General features: G+C 66.7%; 19 protein-coding genes. 4 read left to right on the top strand and 15 right to left on the bottom strand.

What is annotated here, in order from left to right:
- Nucleotides 1-63: 63 nt before the first annotated feature.
- Both AC0IZS_RS13610 and edd read right to left on the bottom strand, forming a co-directional pair.
- Nucleotides 64-711, bottom strand: coding sequence for a bifunctional 4-hydroxy-2-oxoglutarate aldolase/2-dehydro-3-deoxy-phosphogluconate aldolase (locus AC0IZS_RS13610; RefSeq protein ID WP_471636101.1), 648 nt, complete (start codon nt 709-711; stop codon nt 64-66).
- The gene (edd, locus tag AC0IZS_RS13605; RefSeq protein ID WP_471636100.1) at nt 702-2,471 is read right to left on the bottom strand and encodes a phosphogluconate dehydratase; all 1,770 of its coding nucleotides are present in this window, start codon (nt 2,469-2,471) and stop codon (nt 702-704) included. Before edd ends, AC0IZS_RS13610 begins: the two co-directional genes overlap by 10 nt.
- 102 nt (nt 2,472-2,573) lie before the next feature.
- On the opposite strand from edd, the gene AC0IZS_RS13600 reads away from it, so the two are divergent.
- Nucleotides 2,574-3,491 carry an SMP-30/gluconolactonase/LRE family protein gene (locus AC0IZS_RS13600; RefSeq protein WP_471636099.1) on the top strand — a complete coding sequence of 306 codons (918 nt, stop codon included), beginning with the start codon at nt 2,574-2,576 and terminating at the stop codon, nt 3,489-3,491.
- An 8-nt stretch (nt 3,492-3,499) separates the two neighbouring features.
- Here AC0IZS_RS13600 and AC0IZS_RS13595 read toward each other — a convergent pair whose 3' ends face one another.
- Nucleotides 3,500-4,714 carry an AGE family epimerase/isomerase gene (locus AC0IZS_RS13595; RefSeq protein WP_471636098.1) on the bottom strand — a complete coding sequence of 405 codons (1,215 nt, stop codon included), beginning with the start codon at nt 4,712-4,714 and terminating at the stop codon, nt 3,500-3,502.
- Between the two features lie 90 nt (nt 4,715-4,804).
- Nucleotides 4,805-6,367, bottom strand: a complete 1,563-nt coding sequence (gene pgi / locus AC0IZS_RS13590) for a glucose-6-phosphate isomerase (protein ID WP_471636097.1) — start codon at nt 6,365-6,367, stop codon at nt 4,805-4,807.
- Between the two features lie 189 nt (nt 6,368-6,556).
- Between pgi and zwf the strand changes: the two genes are divergently transcribed.
- Entirely contained in the window at nt 6,557-8,011 is a 1,455-nt protein-coding gene (gene zwf / locus AC0IZS_RS13585; protein ID WP_471636096.1) for a glucose-6-phosphate dehydrogenase, read from the top strand.
- 155 nt (nt 8,012-8,166) lie between these two features.
- Here zwf and AC0IZS_RS13580 read toward each other — a convergent pair whose 3' ends face one another.
- From AC0IZS_RS13580 to AC0IZS_RS13540, 9 genes are all read right to left on the bottom strand, one after another.
- Complete coding sequence (locus AC0IZS_RS13580) at nt 8,167-8,460, bottom strand: DUF4148 domain-containing protein (protein ID WP_471636095.1); 294 nt, start codon at nt 8,458-8,460, stop codon at nt 8,167-8,169.
- A gap of 57 nt (nt 8,461-8,517) precedes the next feature.
- Nucleotides 8,518-8,811 carry a DUF4148 domain-containing protein gene (locus tag AC0IZS_RS13575; protein ID WP_471635633.1) on the bottom strand — a complete coding sequence of 98 codons (294 nt, stop codon included), beginning with the start codon at nt 8,809-8,811 and terminating at the stop codon, nt 8,518-8,520.
- Between the two features lie 239 nt (nt 8,812-9,050).
- Nucleotides 9,051-9,464, bottom strand: coding sequence for an SMU1112c/YaeR family gloxylase I-like metalloprotein (gene gloA2, locus AC0IZS_RS13570; RefSeq protein WP_471636094.1), 414 nt, complete (start codon nt 9,462-9,464; stop codon nt 9,051-9,053).
- Between the two features lie 2 nt (nt 9,465-9,466).
- The gene (glk, locus tag AC0IZS_RS13565) at nt 9,467-10,438 is read right to left on the bottom strand and encodes a glucokinase (protein WP_471636093.1); all 972 of its coding nucleotides are present in this window, start codon (nt 10,436-10,438) and stop codon (nt 9,467-9,469) included.
- Between the two features lie 172 nt (nt 10,439-10,610).
- The gene (locus AC0IZS_RS13560; RefSeq protein ID WP_471636092.1) at nt 10,611-11,672 is read right to left on the bottom strand and encodes an ABC transporter ATP-binding protein; all 1,062 of its coding nucleotides are present in this window, start codon (nt 11,670-11,672) and stop codon (nt 10,611-10,613) included.
- Nucleotides 11,673-11,687: 15 nt separating this feature from the next.
- Nucleotides 11,688-12,527 carry a carbohydrate ABC transporter permease gene (locus tag AC0IZS_RS13555; protein WP_471636091.1) on the bottom strand — a complete coding sequence of 280 codons (840 nt, stop codon included), beginning with the start codon at nt 12,525-12,527 and terminating at the stop codon, nt 11,688-11,690.
- An 18-nt stretch (nt 12,528-12,545) separates the two neighbouring features.
- Nucleotides 12,546-13,430, bottom strand: coding sequence for a carbohydrate ABC transporter permease (locus AC0IZS_RS13550; RefSeq protein WP_057266202.1), 885 nt, complete (start codon nt 13,428-13,430; stop codon nt 12,546-12,548).
- Between the two features lie 161 nt (nt 13,431-13,591).
- Entirely contained in the window at nt 13,592-14,710 is a 1,119-nt protein-coding gene (locus tag AC0IZS_RS13545) for a carbohydrate porin (protein ID WP_471639521.1), read from the bottom strand.
- A gap of 91 nt (nt 14,711-14,801) precedes the next feature.
- Nucleotides 14,802-16,052, bottom strand: coding sequence for an ABC transporter substrate-binding protein (locus tag AC0IZS_RS13540; protein WP_471636090.1), 1,251 nt, complete (start codon nt 16,050-16,052; stop codon nt 14,802-14,804).
- 238 nt (nt 16,053-16,290) lie between these two features.
- Between AC0IZS_RS13540 and AC0IZS_RS13535 the strand changes: the two genes are divergently transcribed.
- Both AC0IZS_RS13535 and AC0IZS_RS13530 read left to right on the top strand, forming a co-directional pair.
- Nucleotides 16,291-17,019, top strand: a complete 729-nt coding sequence (locus AC0IZS_RS13535; RefSeq protein WP_471636089.1) for a response regulator transcription factor — start codon at nt 16,291-16,293, stop codon at nt 17,017-17,019.
- A 42-nt stretch (nt 17,020-17,061) separates the two neighbouring features.
- The gene (locus AC0IZS_RS13530) at nt 17,062-18,471 is read left to right on the top strand and encodes a sensor histidine kinase (RefSeq protein ID WP_471636088.1); all 1,410 of its coding nucleotides are present in this window, start codon (nt 17,062-17,064) and stop codon (nt 18,469-18,471) included.
- 183 nt (nt 18,472-18,654) lie between these two features.
- Here AC0IZS_RS13530 and tal read toward each other — a convergent pair whose 3' ends face one another.
- Nucleotides 18,655-19,602, bottom strand: coding sequence for a transaldolase (gene tal / locus AC0IZS_RS13525; RefSeq protein ID WP_471636087.1), 948 nt, complete (start codon nt 19,600-19,602; stop codon nt 18,655-18,657).
- A 25-nt stretch (nt 19,603-19,627) separates the two neighbouring features.
- Nucleotides 19,628-20,692: an ABC transporter ATP-binding protein gene (locus AC0IZS_RS13520; RefSeq protein WP_471636086.1), complete on the bottom strand. Its 1,065-nt coding sequence runs from the start codon at nt 20,690-20,692 to the stop codon at nt 19,628-19,630.
- Between the last annotated feature and the right edge of the window lie 27 nt (nt 20,693-20,719).

The following is a 20,719-nucleotide window of genomic DNA, read 5'->3' as shown; positions in this document are numbered from 1 at the left end:
ACCAGCAAAAAGCCCGCAGGCCTTACGGCCTGCGGGCTTTTTTTATGGTGCGCGCCGTTCAGGTCATTTCAGCGCCTGCGTGGCCTGGGCCAGTTGCGTGATGCGCGCCCAGTCGCCCGAGCGCACGGCGTCAGCGGGCGTGAGCCAAGACCCGCCCACGCAGCGCACATTGGGCAGCGCCAGGTAGTTGGGCGCCGTGGCGTTGGTGATGCCGCCCGTGGGGCAAAAGCTCACCTGGCCGAACGGGCTGGCCCAGGACTTGAGCAGCGGGATGCCGCCCACGGCCTCGGCCGGGAACAGCTTGAGGAACTGGAAACCGTCGGCCAGCGCCTGCATGATCTCGCTGGAGGTGGCCACGCCCGGCAGCAGGGGCAGGTTCAGCCCCTTGCAGGCCGAGCCGACCGCCGAGGTGTAGCCCGGGCTCACGGCAAAACGGGCACCGGCCTCGCTGGCGCGGCGTGCATCCTCGGCATTGAGCACGGTGCCCACGCCGACCACGGCCTCGGGCAACTGGCGCGCGATGGCTTCGATGGCGGGCAGGCCTGCGGGCGTGCGCAGCGTGACTTCGAGCACCTTGACGCCGCCGGCGAGCAAGGCCTCGGCCAGCGGGATCGCGTCTTCGACACGGTCGATCACGATGACCGGGATCACCGGGCCGTAGCTGGCGATATCGAGGGGATTCAGGGCGGGGGTGGAGGCATTCACAGCCATGTACAGGCTCCTTGTTCAGCGCCGCCCGCATGGCGGCGAAAGTTGGCAAACAGTTCCCGCCCGAAGCCGGTGGCTGCGGGCGCCTTGCATTCGTCGGGGGTGCGCGCGGCCCACTCGGCCTCGTCCACCAGCACATCGAGCGTACCGGCCACGGCGTCCACACGCAGCATGTCGCCGTCGCGCACCTTGGCCAGCGGGCCGCCGCCCAGCGCCTCGGGCGTCACGTGGATGGCGGCCGGCACCTTGCCCGAGGCACCGCTCATGCGGCCGTCGGTCACCAGCGCCACCTTGAAGCCCTGGTTCTGCAGCACGGCCAATGGCGGCGTGAGCTTGTGCAGCTCGGGCATGCCATTGGCACGCGGGCCCTGGAAGCGCACCACGGCCACCATGTCCTGCTGCACTTCGCCCGCAGCGAAGGCCGCGAGCAGCTCTTCCTGCGAGTCGAACACGCGCGCAGGCGCCTTGATGATGTGGCGGTCTTCCGGCACGGCCGAAACCTTGATCACGGCACGGCCCAGGCGCCCCTGCAGCAGGCGCAGGCCACCGGTGGGCGAGAAGGGCTTGGCCACTGGGCGCAGCACGGCCTCGTCACCCGAAGTGGCGGGCGCCGGCGCGCCACCGGCCGCGATGCCGCCCTCGTTCACGCTCAGCACGTCGGGATGCATAAGGCCGTTGGCCAGCAGTTCGCGCAGGATCCAGGGCGGGCCGCCCGCGGCCTGGAACTGGTTCACATCGGCATCGCCGTTGGGGTAGACGCGGGCCAGCAGCGGCACCACGGAAGACAGGTCGTCGAAATCGGTCCAGTCGATCAGGATGCCGGCGCTGCGCGCGATCGCCACCCAGTGGATCAGGTGGTTGGTGGAGCCGCCCGTGGCCAGCAGCGCGGCCATGGCGTTGACGATGCAGCGCTCGTCCACCAGATGGCCGATGGGCGTGAAGCGCTTGCCGCGCTTGCCGATGTCGAGCACGGTGCGCATGGCCTGGCGCGTGAACGCCTCGCGCTCGCCGGTACCCGGTGGGGCAAACGCCGCATCGGGTACGTGCAGGCCCATGGCTTCCAGCAGCATCTGGTTGCTGTTGGCCGTGCCGTAGAAGGTGCAGGTGCCGGGGCTGTGGTACGCGGCCGACTCGGCCTTGAGCAGTTCGTCGCGACCGACCAGGCCCTGCGCGTAGAGCTCGCGTACCTTGGCCTTGTCCTTGTTGGGCAGGCCCGAGCCCATGGGGCCGGCGGGCACGAACACGCAGGGCAGGTGGCCGTAGTGCAGCGCGCCGATCAACAGGCCCGGCACGATCTTGTCGCACACGCCGAGCAGCAGCACGCCATCAAACACGTCGTGGGACAGCGCTACCGCAGTGGCCATGGCAATGGCGTCGCGGGAGAACAGCGACAGCTCCATGCCGGGCGTGCCCTGCGTCACGCCATCGCACATGGCGGGCACACCGCCGGCCACCTGGGCCATGGCGCCGTGGCGCGCGGCCTCGTCGCGCAGCAGCGCCGGGTAGCTCTGGTAGGGCTGGTGGGCCGACAGCATGTCGTTGTAGGCCGTGACGATGCCGATGTTGGGCGCCTTCTCGACCGTGACCTTGAATTTTTCGGAGCCCGGCAGCGCCGCATAGGCATGGGCCAAGTTGGCGCAGCCCATGCGGTCCTGCGGGGGCTTGCGCTGGACCATTGCGTCGACCGTGGCCAGGTAGGCGGCGCGGGTGTCCTTGCTGCGTTCGATGATGCGGGCCGTCACGCGCGCTACGACTGAATGCATGGGATGCTCCATCGGGGGTGGATTTGGGGTAGTGGGGAAAGAGACAACGGCTCCGGTTAGAGCCTCTAGAATGTAACTCGATAACCACCCCGGATCAAGCCCATGACCCTGCAGACCCTGCCTTTGCCCCCTTCTGAACTGGGCGAATCACCGTTCTGGCACCCCCATGAAACATCCCTTTACTGGTGTGACATCCAAGGCAAGCGGGTGAATGCCTGGGAGCCGTCCAGTGGACGCCTGCGCACCTGGGAGATGCCTTCCGAGACGGGCTGCTGCGCGCCGGCGGGTGGTCAAAAAATAGTAATCGGGTTACGGGACGGTTTTTACCTGCTCGATACCAACAGCGGCGCCCTCACCTGTCTGGCCCTGCTGCCCCCCCATGTACACGACACCCGTATGCTGCGCCTGAACGACGGCCGCTGTGACTCGGCGGGACGGTTCTGGGCCGGCTCGGTGATCAGCCCGCGCACCGCGCCCGACGCGGCACTGTGGCGGCTGGAGGCAGCACCGGGCGGCTTTCGGGTGCAGAAGATGGCCGGCGACAACTTCACCGCCAACGGCCTGGCCTTCAGCCCGGACGACCGCTGGCTCTACTGGTCGAACACGCCCGAGCACCGCATCGACCGCTTTGCGTTCGATGCCGCCACCGGCAGCATCGAAAGCCGTGCGCCGTGGGCGACCTTCCCGCCCAAGGTGGCGGGCGAGCCCTACGGCGGTCGCCCCGACGGCGCGGCTGTGGACGTGCAGGGCAACTACTGGGTCGCCATGTACGAGGGTGCCTGCGTGCTGCAGCTGTCGCCCGCGGGCCAGCTGCTGCAGCGCATTGCCGTGCCCGTGCAGTGCCCCACCATGGTCTGCTTTGGTGGTGAGGACCTGCGCACGCTGTACATTACCTCGGCGCGCGCCGGGCGGCCGCAGGAGGAACTGGATGCCGCCATCCCGGCGGGCTCGCTGTTCAGCCTGCACGTCGAGGTGCCGGGCCTGCCCGTGAACTTCTTCCAGGCCAGCGCGGCACTGTAAGACCGCGCTCAGGGCGCGCGCTGCGCGCCCAGCGCCAGCAACACGTCGTAGCAGGCGCCCATGTTGTGGTAATCGACCTTGCCGGCGTTGCTCTTCTCGCGCGTGTGGTTGCGATTGCGGCCGTCGAGGATGCGGAACCAGGCGCCGTGCTCGTGGTCGACGAAATGCTGCCAGCAGTAGGCCCAGATGCGCTCGTACCAGTCCCAGTAGCGCGGCTCGCCGGTGTGTACGGCCAGCACGGCGGCGGCGGCCATGCTCTCGGCCTGCACCCAGTGGTATTTGCCGTGGTCGCAGATGCTGCCGTCGGGCGCCATGCCGTAGACGATGCCGCCATGGGTCGCATCCCAGCCTTTGTCCAGCGCGGCATCGAACAGAAAACGGGCGCACGGCAGGTGCCAGGGCGCGGGCGCCAGCGCGTCGAGCTGCAGCAGCAGCTTGGCCCATTCGGTCTGGTGGCCGATCTGGTAGCCCCAGGGGCGGAAGATGTTGGTCCGGTCGTGGCGGTTGTAGTCCCAGTCCACCGACCAGTCGGCGCGGAAATGCTCCCACACCCAGCCGCCCGCCAGCGCCGCCTGACGCTGGCAGATGTTCTGCGCGAGCTGCTCCGCACGCTCAATGTAGCGCTGCTCGCCCGTTGCGCGAAAGGCCGAGATCATGGCCTCGCAGGCATGCATGTTGGCGTTCTGCCCGCGGTAGTCCGACAGCGCCCAGTCGCGCGTGGCTTCGTCGGCATAAAGGCCCTCGGCCGGTTGCCAGAAATACTGCTCGGCAGTCTCGAAAGCCTCGGCCAGCCACTGCCGCGCCTCGGGCACGCCGGCTTCGTGCGCACGCGCATAGGCCAGCATCACGAAGGCCATGCCATAGCAGTGGCGCGTGGCGTCGAGCAAGGTGGCGTGGCCGCCATGCCAGTCGATCAGCCAGGCGTAGCCGCCGGTGGCCGGGTCGAGGAAGGCGGTGCGCAGAAACTGCAGCGCATGCTCCATGCCGTGGCGGTAGCGCGCTTCGCCCGTGGTCTTGAACAGCATGGCATGCGTGACCACGAAGCGCGTGGCGCTCACCAGGTGGCGCGTGCGCTCGTCGTAGACGGTGCCGTCGTCGAGGAAGAAGTGGTACATGCCGCCGCCCGCATCGGTGGCCACGGGCTCGTAGAACGCCATGGTCTGGCGGATGTGCGCGTGCAGGAATGCGGGCGAACGGAAATCGGGCGGCTGCGGTGCAGTCATGGGCTTGTCTCCTCGTTGGGCCGCGGCGTGCGGCCTGGGCGCCTCGAAGCGCCTCGTTGTGAAATGCAATTAACGCTGCTGCGCTGCGGCTCAGCCGCCGCGCAGGCGCGCCAGCAGCCCCGCCGTGGAGCCATCGAGTCCCGTGGCATCGCCCGAAGCCAAGCGGGATTCGAGGTCGCGCGCCAGCACCTTGCCCAGCTCCACGCCCCACTGGTCGAAACTGTTGATGCCCCACAGGCTGCCGCTCACGAAGACGCGGTGCTCCTGCAGCGCGATCAGCGCACCCAGCGAGGCCGGGGTCAGCGAGTCGAGCAACAGGAAGGTGCTGGGCCGGTTGCCCGGAAAGTGGCGGTGCCCGTCCTCGGGGCTGGCCTTGCCCACCATCAGCGCCTGGGCCTGGGCCAGGGCGTTGGCAAGCAGCTTGTCCTGGTGGCCCGGCAGCGGGTGCGCCGCCTGGCGCACGGCCACGATCTCCAGCGGCAGCACGTCGGTGCCCTGGTGCAGCATCTGGAAGAAGGCGTGCTGGCCGTTGGTGCCGGGCTCGCCCCAGAGCACGGGCGAGGTGGCATAGGGCAGCTCCTGCCCGTCGGCCCCCACGCGCTTGCCGTTGCTCTCCATCTCCAACTGCTGCAGGTAGGCCGGCAGCCGGCCCAGCGAGGCATGGTAAGGCGCGATGCAGCGGCTGGTGAAGCCGTGGAAATTGCGGTACCAGATGTCGAGCAGGCCCAGGCGCACCGGCAGGTTGGCAGCCAGCGGCGCGGTGCGGAAATGCTCGTCCATGGCATGCGCGCCAGCCAGCAGCTCGCGAAAGCCCGCTGCGCCGATGGCAATGGCAATCGGCAGGCCGATGGCCGACCACAGCGAATAGCGCCCCCCCACCCAGTCCCAGAAGCCGAAGGTGGTGGTGATGCCCAGGGCACCTGCGGCCTCCACATTGGTGGTCAGCGCCGCGAAGTGGCGCGCCACATCGGTGCCGCCCTGCGCGCCGAACCAGGCCAGCGCCGAGCGCGCATTGGCCATGGTCTCGGCCGTGGTGAAGGTCTTGGAGGCGATGAGGAACAGCGTGCTCTCGGGCTTCACGCCCTGCAGCACGCCATGCAGTTCGTGCCCGTCCACATTGGAGACGAAGTGCAGGCGCTTGCCGGCCGCGCGGAACGCATCGAGCGCGAGCACCGCCATGTGCGGCCCCAGGTCCGAGCCGCCGATGCCGATGTTGACCACGTCGGTGATCGCCGCGTCGTTGCGCACCTGTTCGGCGTACTGCAGCATGGCGCTCTGTGTGCCATGCACCTCGGCGAGCTTGTGCGCGATATCGGAGCCATCACCGGGCAGCGCCAGGCCCAGGGGGCGGCGCAGCAGCGTGTGCAGCACGGCACGGCCCTCGGTGTGGTTGATGGGTTGGCCCGCGAACATGGCATTGCGCTGCGCAGCGAGGCCACAGCCCTCGGCCATTCCCAGCAACAGGGCTTCGGTGGGCCGGTCCCACAGGTTCTTGGAGAGGTCGGCGAACACCTCGGGGGCGGCCTGACTGAAGTGCGAGAAACGCTCTCTATCCTCGGCGAAGGCCTGCCGAAGGTCCAATGCGCGCCCTTGCGCCTGGAACAAGGCCTGCAGCGCGGGCCACTGGGGAGTCTGGTCACAACGAAGGGACATGGAGAGCTACCTGGACGGGAAAATGGAAAACGGCGAAATAGTAACTTGATTACCAAAACAGCCTGGTACTTTTTTGTTGCAGACACAGCTTGGAACGCCAGTTGCTCTGCTGTCCTACACAAAACGATGTAACGTGATTACAATTTCGAGCCACACGCGATTACACAAATGCACTGATACGGAGACCCCATGAGTTTTGACCTTGTCCTGTTTGGCGGCACCGGCGACCTGGCCTGGCGCAAGCTCATGCCGGCGCTGTTCCAGGCGTTCCGCCACGGAACGCTGCCCGAAGGGGGCCGCATCATCGCAGTGGCCCGTGACGAGCTCAGCCATGAACAATACCGCAGCCTGATCCACTCGCGCTTCGATGGCGTGGACCTGGCCAAGCGCCCCACCCCCGACGAGTTCGCACGCTTCGGCGCCCTGCTGCACTACCTGCGCATGGACCTGTCGCAAACCCAGGACTATGCCCGCCTGGCGGAGATGCTGCACGAGCGCAATGCCGAGTCGGTGGTGATGTACGTGGCCACGGCACCGAGCCTGTTCACCAATGTCTGCGAGCAGATCGCCGCCGTGGGCCTGAACGGCCCGACCACCCGTGTGGTGCTCGAAAAGCCCCTGGGCCACGACCTGCGCTCCAACCAGGCCATCAACGACACGCTGCGCCGCGTGCTCAAGGAAGAACAGGTCTTTCGCATCGACCACTACCTGGGCAAGCCCTCGGTGCAGAACCTGTTCGCCATGCGCTTTGGCAACGCGCTGTTCGAGCCCCTGTGGCGGCGCGAGACCATCGCCAACATCCAGATCACCATTGCCGAAGAGCTGGGCGTGGAAACACGCGGCGCCTTCTACGACCAGACCGGTGCCCTGCGCGACATGGTGCAGAACCATGCCCTGCAGCTGCTGTGTGCCATCGGCATGGAGCCGCCCATCAACGCCAGCGCCAACGCCATCCGCGACGAGAAGCTCAAGGTGCTGCAGTCGCTCAAGCCCTGGAGCGTGGAGACCATCGGCCAGCACGTGATCCGCGGCCAGTACGTGGCCGGCAAGACGCACGGTGCCAGCGTGCCCGGCTACCTGCAGGAAAAAGGCGTGGCCGCCGGCAGCACCACCGAGACCTTCGTTGCGCTGCGCACCGAGATCTCCAACTGGCGCTGGGCCGGCGTGCCCTTCTACATCCGCACCGGCAAGCGGCTGGCGGGGCGCGATGCGCACATCGTGGTCAACTTCCGGCCCGTGCCGCACCCGATCTTCCGCACCTCGGCCGGCGCGGCCAACCGCCTGGTGATCAACCTGCAGCCCAAGGACGGGCTGGAGCTGCACCTGATGGCCCAGGGCGCCGCGCAGCACCAGACCGAACCAGCCCTGTCGCAGGTGTACCTGAACCTGGACTTCGACCAACGCTTCGGCACCGAGCGCGTGGGCGCCTACGAACGCCTGCTGCTCGACGTGATCGCCGGCCGCCTGAACCTCTTCGTGCGCAGCGACGAGCAAGAGGAAGCCTGGCGCTGGGTGGAACCCATCCTGCAGCACTGGCGCAACGATGCACTGGGCCCACGGCCCTACACGGCCGGCAGCTGGGGCCCTAGCGCCGCGAGCGCGATGATCGCGCGCGATGGTTATTGCTGGAGCGAGGAGGTCTGACCTCCGGCGCTCTTCGCGCTGCCCCACAACGAAAAAGGCTCCCAAAGGAGCCTTTTGTCATTCATGCCGTCGCAGGGCATTTGGGGGAAACACTTCCACATGGTGGCGGCACCCACGACCGTGAGATACCACCACCATGGGAAGGCCCGCATTCTTTACATCGAGCTGATTTCGCCCGAAGGGATCTGGCCCAGGCGCACGGCTTCGGCAGCCGCTGCACGCACGGCAGCACGGTCAGCCGTCGACTTGTAAGTCACAACGCGCGAACCAGCTGGCTCGATGCTGCGCGTCTGTGCCACGGTAGCGGCTTCAGCAGCCACTTCGGCACGGGTGCGGTTCGTGTCGAACTTCAGGGCGAACTGCGAGCTGTCGGCTTCGTCAGCGTGGGCACCGAAAGCGGAGAAAGCAGCCACAGCGGCGATGGACAGGAAACGTGCGGTCTTGTTCATGGTGATCTCGATTCTTGATTTGATTGGGGGTAGGGGGTCAGTTCAATCCGGGGCTGCTTACAGGGCGCCGACTTCGCCGGAAGAAATCTGGCCGGTGCGCACAGCATCAGCAGCCTGGGCACGCACGGCAGCGCGGTCAGCGGTGGACTTGTAGGTCACGACACGCGAACCAGCAGGCTCGATGCTGCGGGTCTGGGCCACGGTAGCGGCTTCAGCGGCCACTTCGGCGCGGGTGCGGTTGGTGTCGAACTTCGTGGCGAATTGCGAAGCATCGGCTTCGTCGGCCTGGGCACCGAAAGAAGCGAAAGCGGCAACAGCGGCGATGGAGAGGAAGCGTGCGGTCGTGTTCATGATGAATTCCTTGAAGATAAAAAAGCGTCTCAATAAAACCGGGACAAAACCATTTCGAACCGGGTTCGGTGAGTCGCCTTGCGGGTTCGGCTCATCGATGGGTTGAACTGTACGCCGCAGGGGTCCAAAGAAAAACCACCCAGTCGCGAACTGACTGTTCCGGTTTTGAAAACAATGCGCCCAAGAAAAATGCCGCGAGGGAACCCCTGGGCGGCATTTTTCTTGGAGTGGGAGATCGCCTATTCCGGCAGCGGCCCCACCAGTTCGATGGGCAGGCCATCGGGGTCGGCAATGAAGGTGAAGGGGCAACCCGTGAACGGGTCCAGGCGCACGGGCTCGGCTGCGACGCCGTGGGCGGCCAGGGCCCGCAGGCTGGCCTCAAGGTCGCCCACGCGCATCGCCAGGTGGCGCAGGCCGCAGGCCTCGGGGTAGGAGGGGCGGGGTGGCGCCTCGGGAAAGGAAAACAGCTCGATCTGCGTGCCATCGGGCAGCGCGAGGTCGAGCTTGTACGACCGGCGCTCGACGCGGTAGGTCTCGTTCACCACGGCCAGGCCCAGCACCTCGGTATAGAAGCGCTTCGAGCGTGCGTAGTCCGAGCCGATGAGGGCCACGTGGTGCATGCCCGCAAACATCGGCGATGGCGCACTGGCCATGCTCAGACACCCGCGATGTCGAGCGCGCGCGAGGCGCCGTAGAGCGCCGGGGTGGCACTCGGGTCGATGATCCAGCAAGGAATCGACGCCAGGTACGGCGCAAAGCGGCCCTTGGCCTCAAAGCGCTGGCGAAAGGAGGACTGGTCGAACCATTCGCCCAGGCGCGGCACCATGCCGCCGCCGATGTACACCCCGCCGCGCGCGCCCAGCGTGAGCGCCAGGTTGCCCGCCACACTGCCCAGAAAGCCGCAGAACAGGTCCAGCGCCTGCAGTGCCAGCGGATCCTTGGCCTGCAGGGCCATCTCGGTCACCTGCGCGGCCGAGCTGACCTCAGTGCCACCGGCGTGCGCCACAGTGCGCACCGCGTGGTACAGGTCCACCAGGCCCGCGCCCGAGACGGCGCGCTCGGCCGACACATGGCCGTAGCGCTCGTGCAGCACGCGCAGCACGTCGAACTCGTGCTGCGTGTCGGCCGCCAGCGTGACGTGCCCGCCCTCGCCCGACAGCGGCACGCCGGCCGGCGAGTGGGGCGGAAACACCAGGCCCGAGACTCCCAGGCCGGTGCCCGCGCCCACGAGGCCGATGGCCTCACCCGGCACGGCCTGGCCGCCGCCCACCTGGCGCAGCAGGTCGGGCGTGAGCAAGGGCAGCGCCAGGGCCAGCGCAGTGAAGTCGTTGATGACCACCAGCCGCGCAAAGCCGAAGGCCTCGCGCACCGCCTTCTGCGAAAAGCTCCAGCTGTGGTTGGTCATGCGGATGGCATCGCCCGTGACCGGGTTGGCAATGCCGAAGGCCGCCTCCTGCGGTGCGGCGATGTCCACCTCGGCCAGGTAGGTGCGAATGGCATCGTCCACCGTGGGGTACTGGGCACATTGCAGCACGCGCGTGTCGTACAGGGTGTCGTCGCCCGGGGCCTGCCAGGCCAGCCGGATGTTGGTGCCGCCGATGTCGGCGAGAAGGCGTGTTGCGGGCATGGTCGAAGGGGCAGCGTCCACCACAAGGCAACGGACCGCTCACCCGGAAGTGGATGGCTGAAAACGGCAGAGCCGACACAGACAGGTTTTTAACCCAGAACGCCGAAAGCAGCCGGGTCAAAGCCCCCATGCAGCGAGGCCGAAGGCAGGCGGGGGTTGCCGCCTTGCGGGCTCAGGCGATGCGCTGCTCGGTGCCGGTGTCGAACCAATGCGCGTGCGCAGGCTCCACGGCCAGGCCCACGCGGTCACCGGGCTTCACGCGCGTCTGCGCATCGGTGCGCAGCGTCATGCTGCCGGCGGCGGTGTCCACCATCACATAGGTGTCGGGGCCCGTGGGCTCGACCACGCTGACCTCGCCGCGCCAGGGCGAGCTGTCCTGCATCACCAGGTGCTCGGGGCGCACGCCCAGCATCACCTCGGGTATGGCCTGCGGTGCGGCCAGGTCCAGCGACACCCCCTGGATGGCAAAGTGACCAGCCGCCTGCGTGCCGCGCAGCAGGTTCATGGTGGGCGAGCCGATGAAGGTCGCCACATAGGTGTTGGCCGGGTGGTTGTAGATCTCGTCGGGTGTGCCCAGTTGCTGCACCACGCCGCCCTTCATCACCGCGATGCGCGAGCCCAGGGTCATGGCCTCGACCTGGTCGTGCGTGACGTAGACGCTGGTGATGCCGCTGGCCTGGTGCAGGCGCTTGATCTCGGCTCGCATCTCCACGCGCAGCTTGGCGTCCAGGTTGGACAGCGGCTCGTCGAACAAAAACAGCTGCGGCTGGCGCGCCAGGGCCCGCCCCATGGCCACGCGCTGGCGCTGACCGCCCGACAGCTGGCTGGGCCGGCGGTCCAGCAGGTGGGTGATCTGCAGCATGGCAGCCACTTCGTCGATGCGCTTCTTGCGCTCGGGCTTGGGCATCTTGCGCATCTCCAGCGCAAAGCCGATGTTGTCCGCCACGCTGAGCGTCGGGTACAGCGCATAGCTCTGGAACACCATGGCGATGTCGCGGTCGCGCGGGGGCATGCCCACCACGTTCTTGTCGGCGATGCGGATCTCGCCCTCGGTCGGCTCATCGAGCCCCGCGATGATGTTCAGCAGCGTGGACTTGCCGCAGCCCGAGGGGCCCACCAGGATCAGGAACTCGCCCGGTGCGACATGGATGTCGATCTTGCGCAGCACCTCCACGCTCTTGTCACCCTTGCCGAAACGCTTGTTGATGCCTGCGATATCCAATGAAGACGCCATGATTGCTTAACCTCTTTAACCCTTGACCGCACCGGCCGTCAGCCCGCGCACGAAAAATTTTCCCGCCAGCACATAGATCACCATGGTCGGCAGGCCGGCGATGATGGCGGCCGCCATGTCCACGTTGTAGGCCTTCACGCTGGAACTGGTGTTGGCCAGGTTGTTCAGGCCCACCGTCACGGGCTTGGAGTCGGTGCCCGAGAACACCACACCGAACAGGAAGTCGTTCCAGATGTTGGTGAACTGCCAGATCAGCGTGACCATGATGATGGGCGTGGACAGCGGCAGCACGATGCGCCAGAAAATCTGGAAGAAGCTCGCGCCATCCATGCGCGCCGCGTTCACCAGTTCCTTCGGGATGGCCGCGTAGTAGTTGCGAAAGAACAGCGTGGTGCCGGCCAGGCCCGCCAGGCAGTGCACCAGCACCAGGCCCGTGATGGAGCTCGACAGCCCGAGCCAGCCCAGCACCTGGCTCATGGGCAGCAGCACCACCTGGAAGGGCATGAACACGCCGAACAGCAGCATGCCGAACAGCGCATCGCTGCCGCGGAACTTCCACAGGCTGAGCACATAGCCGTTGAGCGCGCCCCAGACGGTGGAGATCAACACGGCCGGCACGGCCATGGCCACCGAGTTCCAGAAGAAGGGGCGCAGGCCGTTGCAATCGACCCCTGTGCAGGCGCTGGACCAGGCCGTGCTCCAGGAAGACAGGTTGAGCGCTGCAGGCAGCGCCAGCAGCGCGCTGCTGCGGATCTCCTCGGCATCCTTGAACGAGGTGACCAGCATCGCGTACAGCGGCAGCAGGAAGAAGGCGGTGGCCAGGGCCAGCACCGCATAGACCAGCAGGCGGCCCACGGAAGGGAAAGGGAGGGCTTAGCGGTCATGGGGTTTGCTGCGCAATTCGCTGTACAGGTAGGGAATGACCAGGGCGGCCACGGTGGCCAGCATCATGGTGGCGCTGGCCGCGCCCAGGCCGATCTGGCCACGCGAGAACGACATGGTGTACATGAACGTTGCGGGCACGTCGGTGGCATAGCCGGGCCCGCCGGCCGTGAGCGCCATCACCAGGTCGAAGCTCTTGATCGCCAGGTGCGACAGCACCATCAGCGTCGAAAAGAACACCGGCCGCAGCGCAGGCAGCACGATGCGCCAGTAGATGCGCGGCAGCGAGGCCCCATCGACCTGCGCGGCCTTGATGATGCTGTCGTCGATGCCGCGCAGGCCGGCCAGGAACAGCGCCATCGCAAAGCCCGCGCTCTGCCAGATGCCGGCGATCACCACGCAGTAGATGGCCATCTCGGTATCCACCAGCCAGCCGAATTCAAAATTGGGGAAACCCCAGTCGCGCACCATCTTCTCGATGCCCAGGCCCGGGTTGAGCAGCCACTTCCAGGCCGTGCCCGTGACCACGAAGGACAGCGCCATGGGGTACAGGTAGATCGTGCGCAGCGCGCCCTCGGCGCGGATCTTCTGGTCCAGCAGCACGGCCAGCAATACGCCGATGGCCAGAGAGCCACCCACGTAGCCCACGCCGAAGATGCCCAGATTCTTGAGGGCGACCCACCAGCGGTCCATCTCCCAGAGCTTTTCATACTGCGCCAGGCCCGCCCATTCGTAGTTGGGCAGCATGCGCGATGCGGAGAGGCTCAGCACGCCGTTCCACACCATCAGGCCGTAGATGAAGGCAAAACCCAGCACGAAGGCGGGTGCCACGACCAGCTTGGGCAGCCAGGATTCAAAGGAGTTCTTGGTCGTCATTGCAAAAGAGGCATCGGGTGCATACGCTGGCTGGGACATGGGCGACGGCCACGCCGACCATCATCACTTCAACAGGAAAAACAACAAGGAAAAAAGGGGGGCACACAGGGAGTGCCCCCCAAGAACAAAGTCACCTCTGACTTAACTCGCTTTCTCCCTCCTTACCACCAGATCTCGTACTGCACACCCACCAGCGTGCGCGAGGTCTTGCCGTTGGCGCCGAAGGTCGCGGCATTCGCCACGGCGGCGGCCTGGTTCCAGTTGGCCTTGGTCACGTACAGACGCAGCTCGGGGCGCGACCAGAAGTCCTCGTTCATGGCCAGGGCGCCAGCCAGCGTCACCTTGCTCAGGCGCTGGTCAGGACCCGTGCCCTTGCGCGTGGTGGTCGACACTTCGGCCAGGGCCTTGAAGTTCTTCGACAAGGCGTAGGAACCACGTCCGCCCAGCGAGAAGTCCTTGGTCTCCACATTCGTCAGGTCGGTCTTGTTGGTCTGGTAGCCAATCAGGGCCTGGCCGCCGAAGGGACCGCTTTGCCAGTTGATGGAGTCGGCGATGCGCGTGGAGCGCCGGCCTGGGCGGGTGCCATCAATGGCTTCGAACTCGCCATCGATGCGGGCATGGCCGCGCGAGCCCTGCAGGTACAGGGTATTGCTCACGCCGGACAGCAGGAAGTCCTTCTGGGTGTGCATCAGCGAGATGCCCGAGCCCGAACCGCCGTTGACCTGGTTCTTGCCGCCCACGGCAGTCAGCAGCACGCGCAGCTTGCCGTTGGGGTTGGTATTGATCTCCGACAGGTCGACGTTCAGGCGCTGGGCCTTGACGTCGTTGGGCAGGTTGCCGTCGAACTTGTCGCCGCTGAACACGCCCACGCCGAGCTTCATGCCGCCGATCGGCACGTCGGTCACGCCGGCACCGACGTTGTCGCCGTAGTTCAGCAGGAAGTAGTCGACGATGTGTACGTCCTGGATACGCAGACGGCGCTGGCCAACCCAGAACTTGGCCTCGGGCGAGAACGACAGGCCGCTCATTTCCACATAGGCCTGCTCGGTGCTGATGTCGCCGCTGCCCCACTTGGCGGGCATGTAGTTCACTTTCCACTTGACGCCGCCAGCCTCGAAGCTGCGCGCAAAGTTGACTTCGATGCCGTTGTCGCCTTCGTTGCCCAGGCGGAACTTCTGCAGCTCGCCGCCAAGCGACAGGTTGCCCTTGACACCGTCGGAATGGTTGAACACCGGGCCACCCCGCGAGTAACCGTTGAACTCGAAGCCGGCAACATCCATTGCCATGGCGCTGCTCATCGCGCATGCGGCGGCCAAAGCCACCGCCGTGAGGCGGTTTCTTTTCATCATGATGGGATCCCTCAGTGTTGGTTTACTTGGTCTTCGCGGCGGTCGCGATCTTCTTCATGGCGTCGGCGACGCTCACCTTGTCGTCATTCCAGAACTGGCTGACGGCGTCCTTGATGGCACCTTCCGTGGCGGGCGCGATGGCCATGCCGTGGGCCACGCTGGGCAGCAGGCTGGCGCTCTTGGCGGTGTCAACGAAGTCCTTGGCGGAGGCCTTGGCACAGTCGTCGAACTTGTCCATCTTCTGGCCGGCGCGCACCGGGATGGAGCCCTTGTTGAGGTTGAACACCTCCTGGAACTCGGGGCTCATGATGGAGCTGGCCAGGTCGCTTTGCGCCTTCTGGGCGGAAGCATCCTTGAGTTTGAACAGGATGAACGAGTCCACGTTGAAGGTGTAGGACGTGGTCGTGCCCGGCGCAGCAGCGCACAGGAAGTCCTTGCCCGGCACCTTGTTGGCGGCCAGGAACTCGCCCTTGGCCCAGTCACCCATGAGCTGGAAGCCCGCCTTGCCCTGGATCAGCATGGCCGTGGCCAGATTCCAGTCGCGGCCGGGAGCACCGGGGTCGGTGTAGGACTTGATGCGGCGGAAGGTCTCCAGCGACTTCTTCATGGTGTCGCTGTTGAGGGCCTTGTCGTCGAGCTTGACCAGGGCATCCTGGTAGAACTTGGGGCCGCCGACGCCGAGCACCACCGATTCGAAGGTGGTGAAATCCTGCCAGTTCTGGCCACCGTGGGCCACGGGCACCAGGCCCGCGGCCTTGAGCTTGTCGGCCGCAGCGAAGAACTCGTCCCAGGTCTTGGGCATGGCGGTCACGCCGGCCTTCTTCAGGGCCTCGGAGCTGCCCCACATCCAGTTCACACGGTGTACGTTGACCGGGGCGGCCACGTAGGCGCCCTTGTACTTCATGATGTCGGCGACCACCTTGGGCAGCAGCTCGTCCCACTTCTCGGCCTTGGCCAGCGCATCCATGTTGGCCAGCACGCCTTCGGAGGCCCATTCCTGGATGGCCGGGCCCTTGGTCTGGGCGGCCGAGGGCGGGTTGCCCGAGATCACGCGGCTCTTGAGCACGGTCATGGCGCTGTCGCCACCGCCGCCGGCCACGGCGAAGTCACGCCAGGTATGGCCCTTGCCCTGCATGATCTTCTTGAGCTCGGCCACCGACTTGGCTTCGCCGCCCGAAGTCCAGTAGTGCAGAACCTCCACTTCCCCTGCACCGGCGGTCGCCGATGCCGCCAGAACCGCCGCGATGGCGGCGACTTTTGTCAACTTCCACATACCCATGTCTCCTCGTTTGTGTGAGTCCGTTTGTGCGCCGGCTGACCCATGCCGGTCAGCGCAGTCGGTACTTTAATTACAATAATTAATGAACATATCAGGGCTTTCCCGGGGTGTGCGTTACACGCCAATGGAATTTCACTGTTATCGAATTACGACGCGGCTTTCGCCTCGGTGCTTTCCCTGCTGCGAACCATTCACGGCGCTGGCGCTCAGAGCCCTTTGCTATCCTCTATCCATGGCCACCCTATTGATAGTCGAAGACGATGCCTTGCTGCTGGACGCCTTGACGGGCCAGCTCCAGCAACTGGATTTCAGCGTGTGTACGGCCTGCAGCGTGGCCGAAGCCACCGCTGTGCTGCAAAGCCAGGCGGTGGACGGCATCATCCTCGACCTGGGGCTGCCGGGCGGTGCCGACGGCATAGAGCTGCTGACCTGGGCACGCACCCACATTGCCGGCCTGCCGGTGCTGATTCTGACCGCACGCGACGGCATCGACGACCGCATCCACGGCCTGAACGCCGGGGCCGACGACTACATCACCAAGCCCTTCAACATGCAGGAGCTGCAGGCCCGCCTGCAGGCCATGCTGCGCCGCGCGCGGCAGCCCGCGTTTACGCAGGCCAGCAGCGCCTCCGGGGGCCCCAGCACCGCCATCGGCAGCCTGCAGATAGACCATGGCAACCGCAGCGCGGTGCTCAGCGGCGAGCCGCTGGAACTCACCCAGCGCGAATGGGAGCTACTGGAGCTGCTGGTCAACCGCTGCGGCGAGGTGGTCACACGCGACGACGTTCTGGCGGCCTGGCGCGCCGGCCCGCCCGAGCCCGGGCAGGCGGCAGCGGCGCCGCTCAACTCGAATGCGCTGGAGGTGTACGTACACCGCCTGCGCAGGAAGCTTGACGCATCGAACCTGGTGATCCGCAACATCCGGGGGCTGGGCTACATGCTGGCCAAGCCCGCGGAATAAGCGCGTCCCAGGCACCCGGCTGAACACGCCCCAATGGCTTCCATGCGCCCGATTCCCGGTGTCTCCCTGCAACGCAAGCTGCTGCTGTGGCTGCTGCTGCCGCAGCTCGTGCTGTGGCTCTCTGGCGGGTTTCTGGCCTGGCGCATCGCGCTGCAGAACGGCGAAAAGGGCATTGACCAGACGCTCACGCAGTCGGTGCGTGCACTGGCGCGCCAGATCAAGCCCATCGGCGACGGGCTGCTGGTTGATTTTCCGAAGGCTGCGCAGGACATCCTGGAGCAGGACCCGGCCGACCGCATCACCTACATGGTGTCCTCGCCGCCCGGTCGCTTCCTGCTGGGCAATGCGCAGTTGCCGCCGCCCCCGCCGGTGAACGTGGACGTGGGCGAGCCCTTTCTGTACCAGGCGCGGGTGGACGATCGCCCGGTGCGCGTGGCCTTGCTGGACGTGGACTACGGCACGCCGCAGACGCGCCAGCGCCTGCGCGTGCAGGTGGCGCAAAGCCTCACGGTGCGCGAGCGCATTGCGCAGGAGCTGCTCGAACAGATGCTGCTGCCGATGGGACTGATGGGCCTGGCGCTCAGTGCCGTGGTGTATGCCGGCGTGCTGCGTGGCCTGCAGCCCCTCAAGCGCCTGGAGGCGCAGATCGAAAAGGCCGGCGCACGCAAGCGCAACACGGCCGACCCCCTGCCGCCCATCGAACTGACCTCGGCGCCGCAGGAAGTGCATTCGCTGGCCAGCACCATCAACGCCTTGCTGGAGGCCGTGGCGCGCGGCCAGCAAAAGGAAAAGCGTTTCCTCAACGATGCCGCCCACCAGCTGCGCACGCCGCTGGCGGGCCTGATCGGCCAGACCGAACTGGCGCTGCACGAAAGCCGCGAGCCTGCCGTGCAGGAGCGGCTGCACAAGGTGTTGTCGGCCGCGCGGCGCAGCGCCCACCTGGTACATCAGCTGCTGCAGCTGGCGCGCTCGGAGAGCAGCGTGGCCATGCAGACCCTGGACCTGCCGGCCCTGGCGCGCGAGGTGGCCCGCGACTGGGCTGCGCGTGCCGTGGCCAGCGGCGTGGACCTGGGCTACGAGGGTGAGGAGCAACTGGCCGTGCAAGGCCACCCACTGCTGCTGCGCGAGGCGCTCAACAACCTCATCGACAACGCCCTGCACTACGCGGGCCACGGCGCCACGGTGACGGTGCGGGTGGACATTGCGGGTGCGGGCCTGGCCACCCTGGCCGTGGAAGACGATGGGCCGGGCGTGGAGCCCGCCCACCTGCGCGACCTGTTCGCGCGCTTCTGGCGCGGCTCGGACAAGCCCGGTGGTTGCGGCCTGGGCCTGTCCATCGTCGAGGAGATTGCGCTGCAGCACGCAGGCCAGACCTTTGCCGAGCCCTTGGTACCGCATGGCCTGCGCGTGGGTCTGAAGGTGCCGCTCAGCGCGGTAGCTCCTCGCACGTAAGGCGTGCTGCGGGCTCCTTACTGCTGAACGCATCGTCTTTGACCGACAAAACTGGCGCGCTCCATACCAGTGCACCCGCGCAAGGGCCGCCCCGCCGCGCTGGGTGCGTGCCCCTTCCCGAATTGAGCAGCAATTCGAGAGAAGGGGTGAAGGCGCGGAAGCGCCTCAGGGGGATGTACCGAATCAGGCAGCGAGGATCAGTTTCTCCAGCTTCACGGCGTCCACGGCAAAGCCGCGGATGCCCTCGGCCAGCTTCTCGGTGGCCATGGCGTCTTCGTTGAGCGCGAAGCGGAAACCCGCCTCGTCGTAGTTCACGGCCGGCAGATCCAGGGTCTTGGCGGCCGCGGCATCGAGCGCGGGTGCCAGCGGCGCCTCGCTGGCGGCCAGCTGGGCCAGCAGGTCGGGGGCGATGGTGAGCAGGTCGCAGCCGGCCAGCGCGGTGATCTGGCCGGTGTTGCGAAAGCTCGCGCCCATGACTTCGGTGGCGATGCCGAAGTGCTTGTAGTGGTTGTAGATCTGCGCGACGGACTGCACGCCGGGGTCGTTGGCACCCGAGCGCGCGGCCTCGTCCCACTGGGCGCCGGCCTGCTTCTTGTACCAGTCGTAGATGCGGCCCACGAAGGGCGAGATCAGCTGCACCTTGGCTTGCCCGCAGGCCACGGCCTGGCAGAACGAAAACAGCAGGGTGAGGTTGGTGTGGATGCCGCGCTGCTCGAGCTTCTCGGCCGCCTGGATGCCTTCCCAGGTGGCGGCGACCTTGATCAGCACGCGGTCGATGTGGATGCCCTCGGCCTGGTACAGCTCGATGATGCGCTCACCGCGCGTGATGGTGGCCTGTGTATCGAAACTCAGGCGCGCATCGACCTCGGTGGAGACGCGGCCGGGGATCGTGTCCAGGATCTCGCGGCCGAAGCGCACGATCAGGCGGTCGATGATCTCGTCCATCGGGCGGCCACGGAACTGGTTCACCGTGTCGGTGAGCAGTGGCGCGTACTCGGGCTTTTGCACCGCCTTGAGGATCAGCGACGGGTTGGTCGTCGCGTCCTGCGGCTGGAACTGGGCCAGTTGCTTGAAGTCGCCGGTGTCGGCAACCACGGTGGTGAACTGTTTGAGGGCATCGAGTTGGTTCATGCCCCCATTATTCCGCATCGCCGTGTCAGGTGCCGGTACTATCAACCACCGATACGCCATGCACGCTGAGAGCGAGCTGCACCGCGTCGCCGACGGCCAGCACATCGCCCAGATCGGAGGAGACGACGAAGATGCTGCCCAGCGCCGTCTCGAAGGTGTATTCATACACGGCGCCCAGGTAGGCGCGCTTGCGCAGCGTGGCGGGCAGCAGGCCATCGCCGACACGCCGGATGCTCCATGCCTCGGGCCGCACCGCCACCTTCACCGGGCCCGGCGCGGCCGCCGTGCGCGGGCGCATCACCAGCGGGCCGAGCTGCACCGAGCCATCGGCCAGCGCGGTGCCGGGGAACAGCATGGCCTCGCCCATGAAGCCTGCGACGAACTCGGTGCGTGGCGTTTCGTAGAGCGCCTGCGGCGTGCCGCTCTGCGCGATCAGGCCCTGGTCCATGACGATGATCTGGTCGCTCACGGCCATGGCCTCGGCCTGGTCGTGCGTGACGTAGGCCACGGTGAGCGACAGGCGCTGCTGCAGCGCGCGGATTTCCTCGCGCATCTCGCGGCGCAGCCGGGCATCGAGGTTGGACAGCGGCTCGTCGAACAGCAGCACCTCGGGCTCCAGCACCAGGGCGCGCGCCAGCGCCACGCGCTGCTGCTGGCCGCCCGACAGCTCGCTGGGCAGGCGATCGTCGAAACCCACCAGCCCCACGCCGCGCAGCGCGTCCACGGCCTTGCTGCGCGCCACGTCCTTGGCCAGGCCGGACATGCGCAGGCCGTAAGAGACGTTCTCCACCACGTTCATGTGCGGGAACAGCGCGTAGCTCTGGAACATCATGCTCACGTTGCGCTGGGCCGGGCCCAGCGTGGTGACGTCCCGGCCGCCGATGAAGATCTCGCCCGAGGTCGGCGATTCGAGCCCGGCGATCATGCGCAGGGTGGTGGTCTTGCCGCAGCCCGAGGGCCCCAGGATGGTGGTCAGCGTGCCTCGCGGCACCTCGAAGCTGATGCCCTTGACTGCCAGGGGCGCCGAGGCATCGGCCCCGTAGCGCTTGGTGATGTGGCGAAACACGATGCCCGCGCCGCTGTTGTTCATGGTGTCATTTCTCTCAGCATTCAGCAT

The sequence above is a fragment of the Acidovorax sp. AC410 genome (genome assembly GCF_979253235.1).
Note: the sequence above shows the minus strand (reverse complement) of the source record. Positions and strands in the feature narration are given on the sequence as shown.

Excerpts from the sequence above, each read along its gene's own strand:
- zwf (WP_471636096.1), top strand. The coding sequence starts at position 6,557 with ATGAGTTTTGACCTTGTCCTGTTTGGCGGCACCGGCGACCTGGCCTGG.
- AC0IZS_RS13530 (WP_471636088.1), top strand. The coding sequence starts at position 17,062 with ATGCGCCCGATTCCCGGTGTCTCCCTGCAACGCAAGCTGCTGCTGTGG.
- gloA2 (WP_471636094.1), bottom strand. The coding sequence starts at position 9,464 with ATGGCCAGTGCGCCATCGCCGATGTTTGCGGGCATGCACCACGTGGCC.
- AC0IZS_RS13540 (WP_471636090.1), bottom strand. The coding sequence starts at position 16,052 with ATGTGGAAGTTGACAAAAGTCGCCGCCATCGCGGCGGTTCTGGCGGCA.
- AC0IZS_RS13575 (WP_471635633.1), bottom strand. The coding sequence starts at position 8,811 with ATGAACACGACCGCACGCTTCCTCTCCATCGCCGCTGTTGCCGCTTTC.
- AC0IZS_RS13580 (WP_471636095.1), bottom strand. The coding sequence starts at position 8,460 with ATGAACAAGACCGCACGTTTCCTGTCCATCGCCGCTGTGGCTGCTTTC.
- AC0IZS_RS13535 (WP_471636089.1), top strand. The coding sequence starts at position 16,291 with ATGGCCACCCTATTGATAGTCGAAGACGATGCCTTGCTGCTGGACGCC.
- AC0IZS_RS13560 (WP_471636092.1), bottom strand. The coding sequence starts at position 11,672 with ATGGCGTCTTCATTGGATATCGCAGGCATCAACAAGCGTTTCGGCAAG.
- AC0IZS_RS13545 (WP_471639521.1), bottom strand. The coding sequence starts at position 14,710 with ATGGATGTTGCCGGCTTCGAGTTCAACGGTTACTCGCGGGGTGGCCCG.
- AC0IZS_RS13595 (WP_471636098.1), bottom strand. The coding sequence starts at position 4,714 with ATGACTGCACCGCAGCCGCCCGATTTCCGTTCGCCCGCATTCCTGCAC.
- glk (WP_471636093.1), bottom strand. The coding sequence starts at position 10,438 with ATGCCCGCAACACGCCTTCTCGCCGACATCGGCGGCACCAACATCCGG.
- tal (WP_471636087.1), bottom strand. The coding sequence starts at position 19,602 with ATGAACCAACTCGATGCCCTCAAACAGTTCACCACCGTGGTTGCCGAC.
- AC0IZS_RS13600 (WP_471636099.1), top strand. The coding sequence starts at position 2,574 with ATGACCCTGCAGACCCTGCCTTTGCCCCCTTCTGAACTGGGCGAATCA.
- pgi (WP_471636097.1), bottom strand. The coding sequence starts at position 6,367 with ATGTCCCTTCGTTGTGACCAGACTCCCCAGTGGCCCGCGCTGCAGGCC.
- edd (WP_471636100.1), bottom strand. The coding sequence starts at position 2,471 with ATGCATTCAGTCGTAGCGCGCGTGACGGCCCGCATCATCGAACGCAGC.
- AC0IZS_RS13520 (WP_471636086.1), bottom strand. The coding sequence starts at position 20,692 with ATGAACAACAGCGGCGCGGGCATCGTGTTTCGCCACATCACCAAGCGC.
- AC0IZS_RS13610 (WP_471636101.1), bottom strand. The coding sequence starts at position 711 with ATGGCTGTGAATGCCTCCACCCCCGCCCTGAATCCCCTCGATATCGCC.
- AC0IZS_RS13550 (WP_057266202.1), bottom strand. The coding sequence starts at position 13,430 with ATGACGACCAAGAACTCCTTTGAATCCTGGCTGCCCAAGCTGGTCGTG.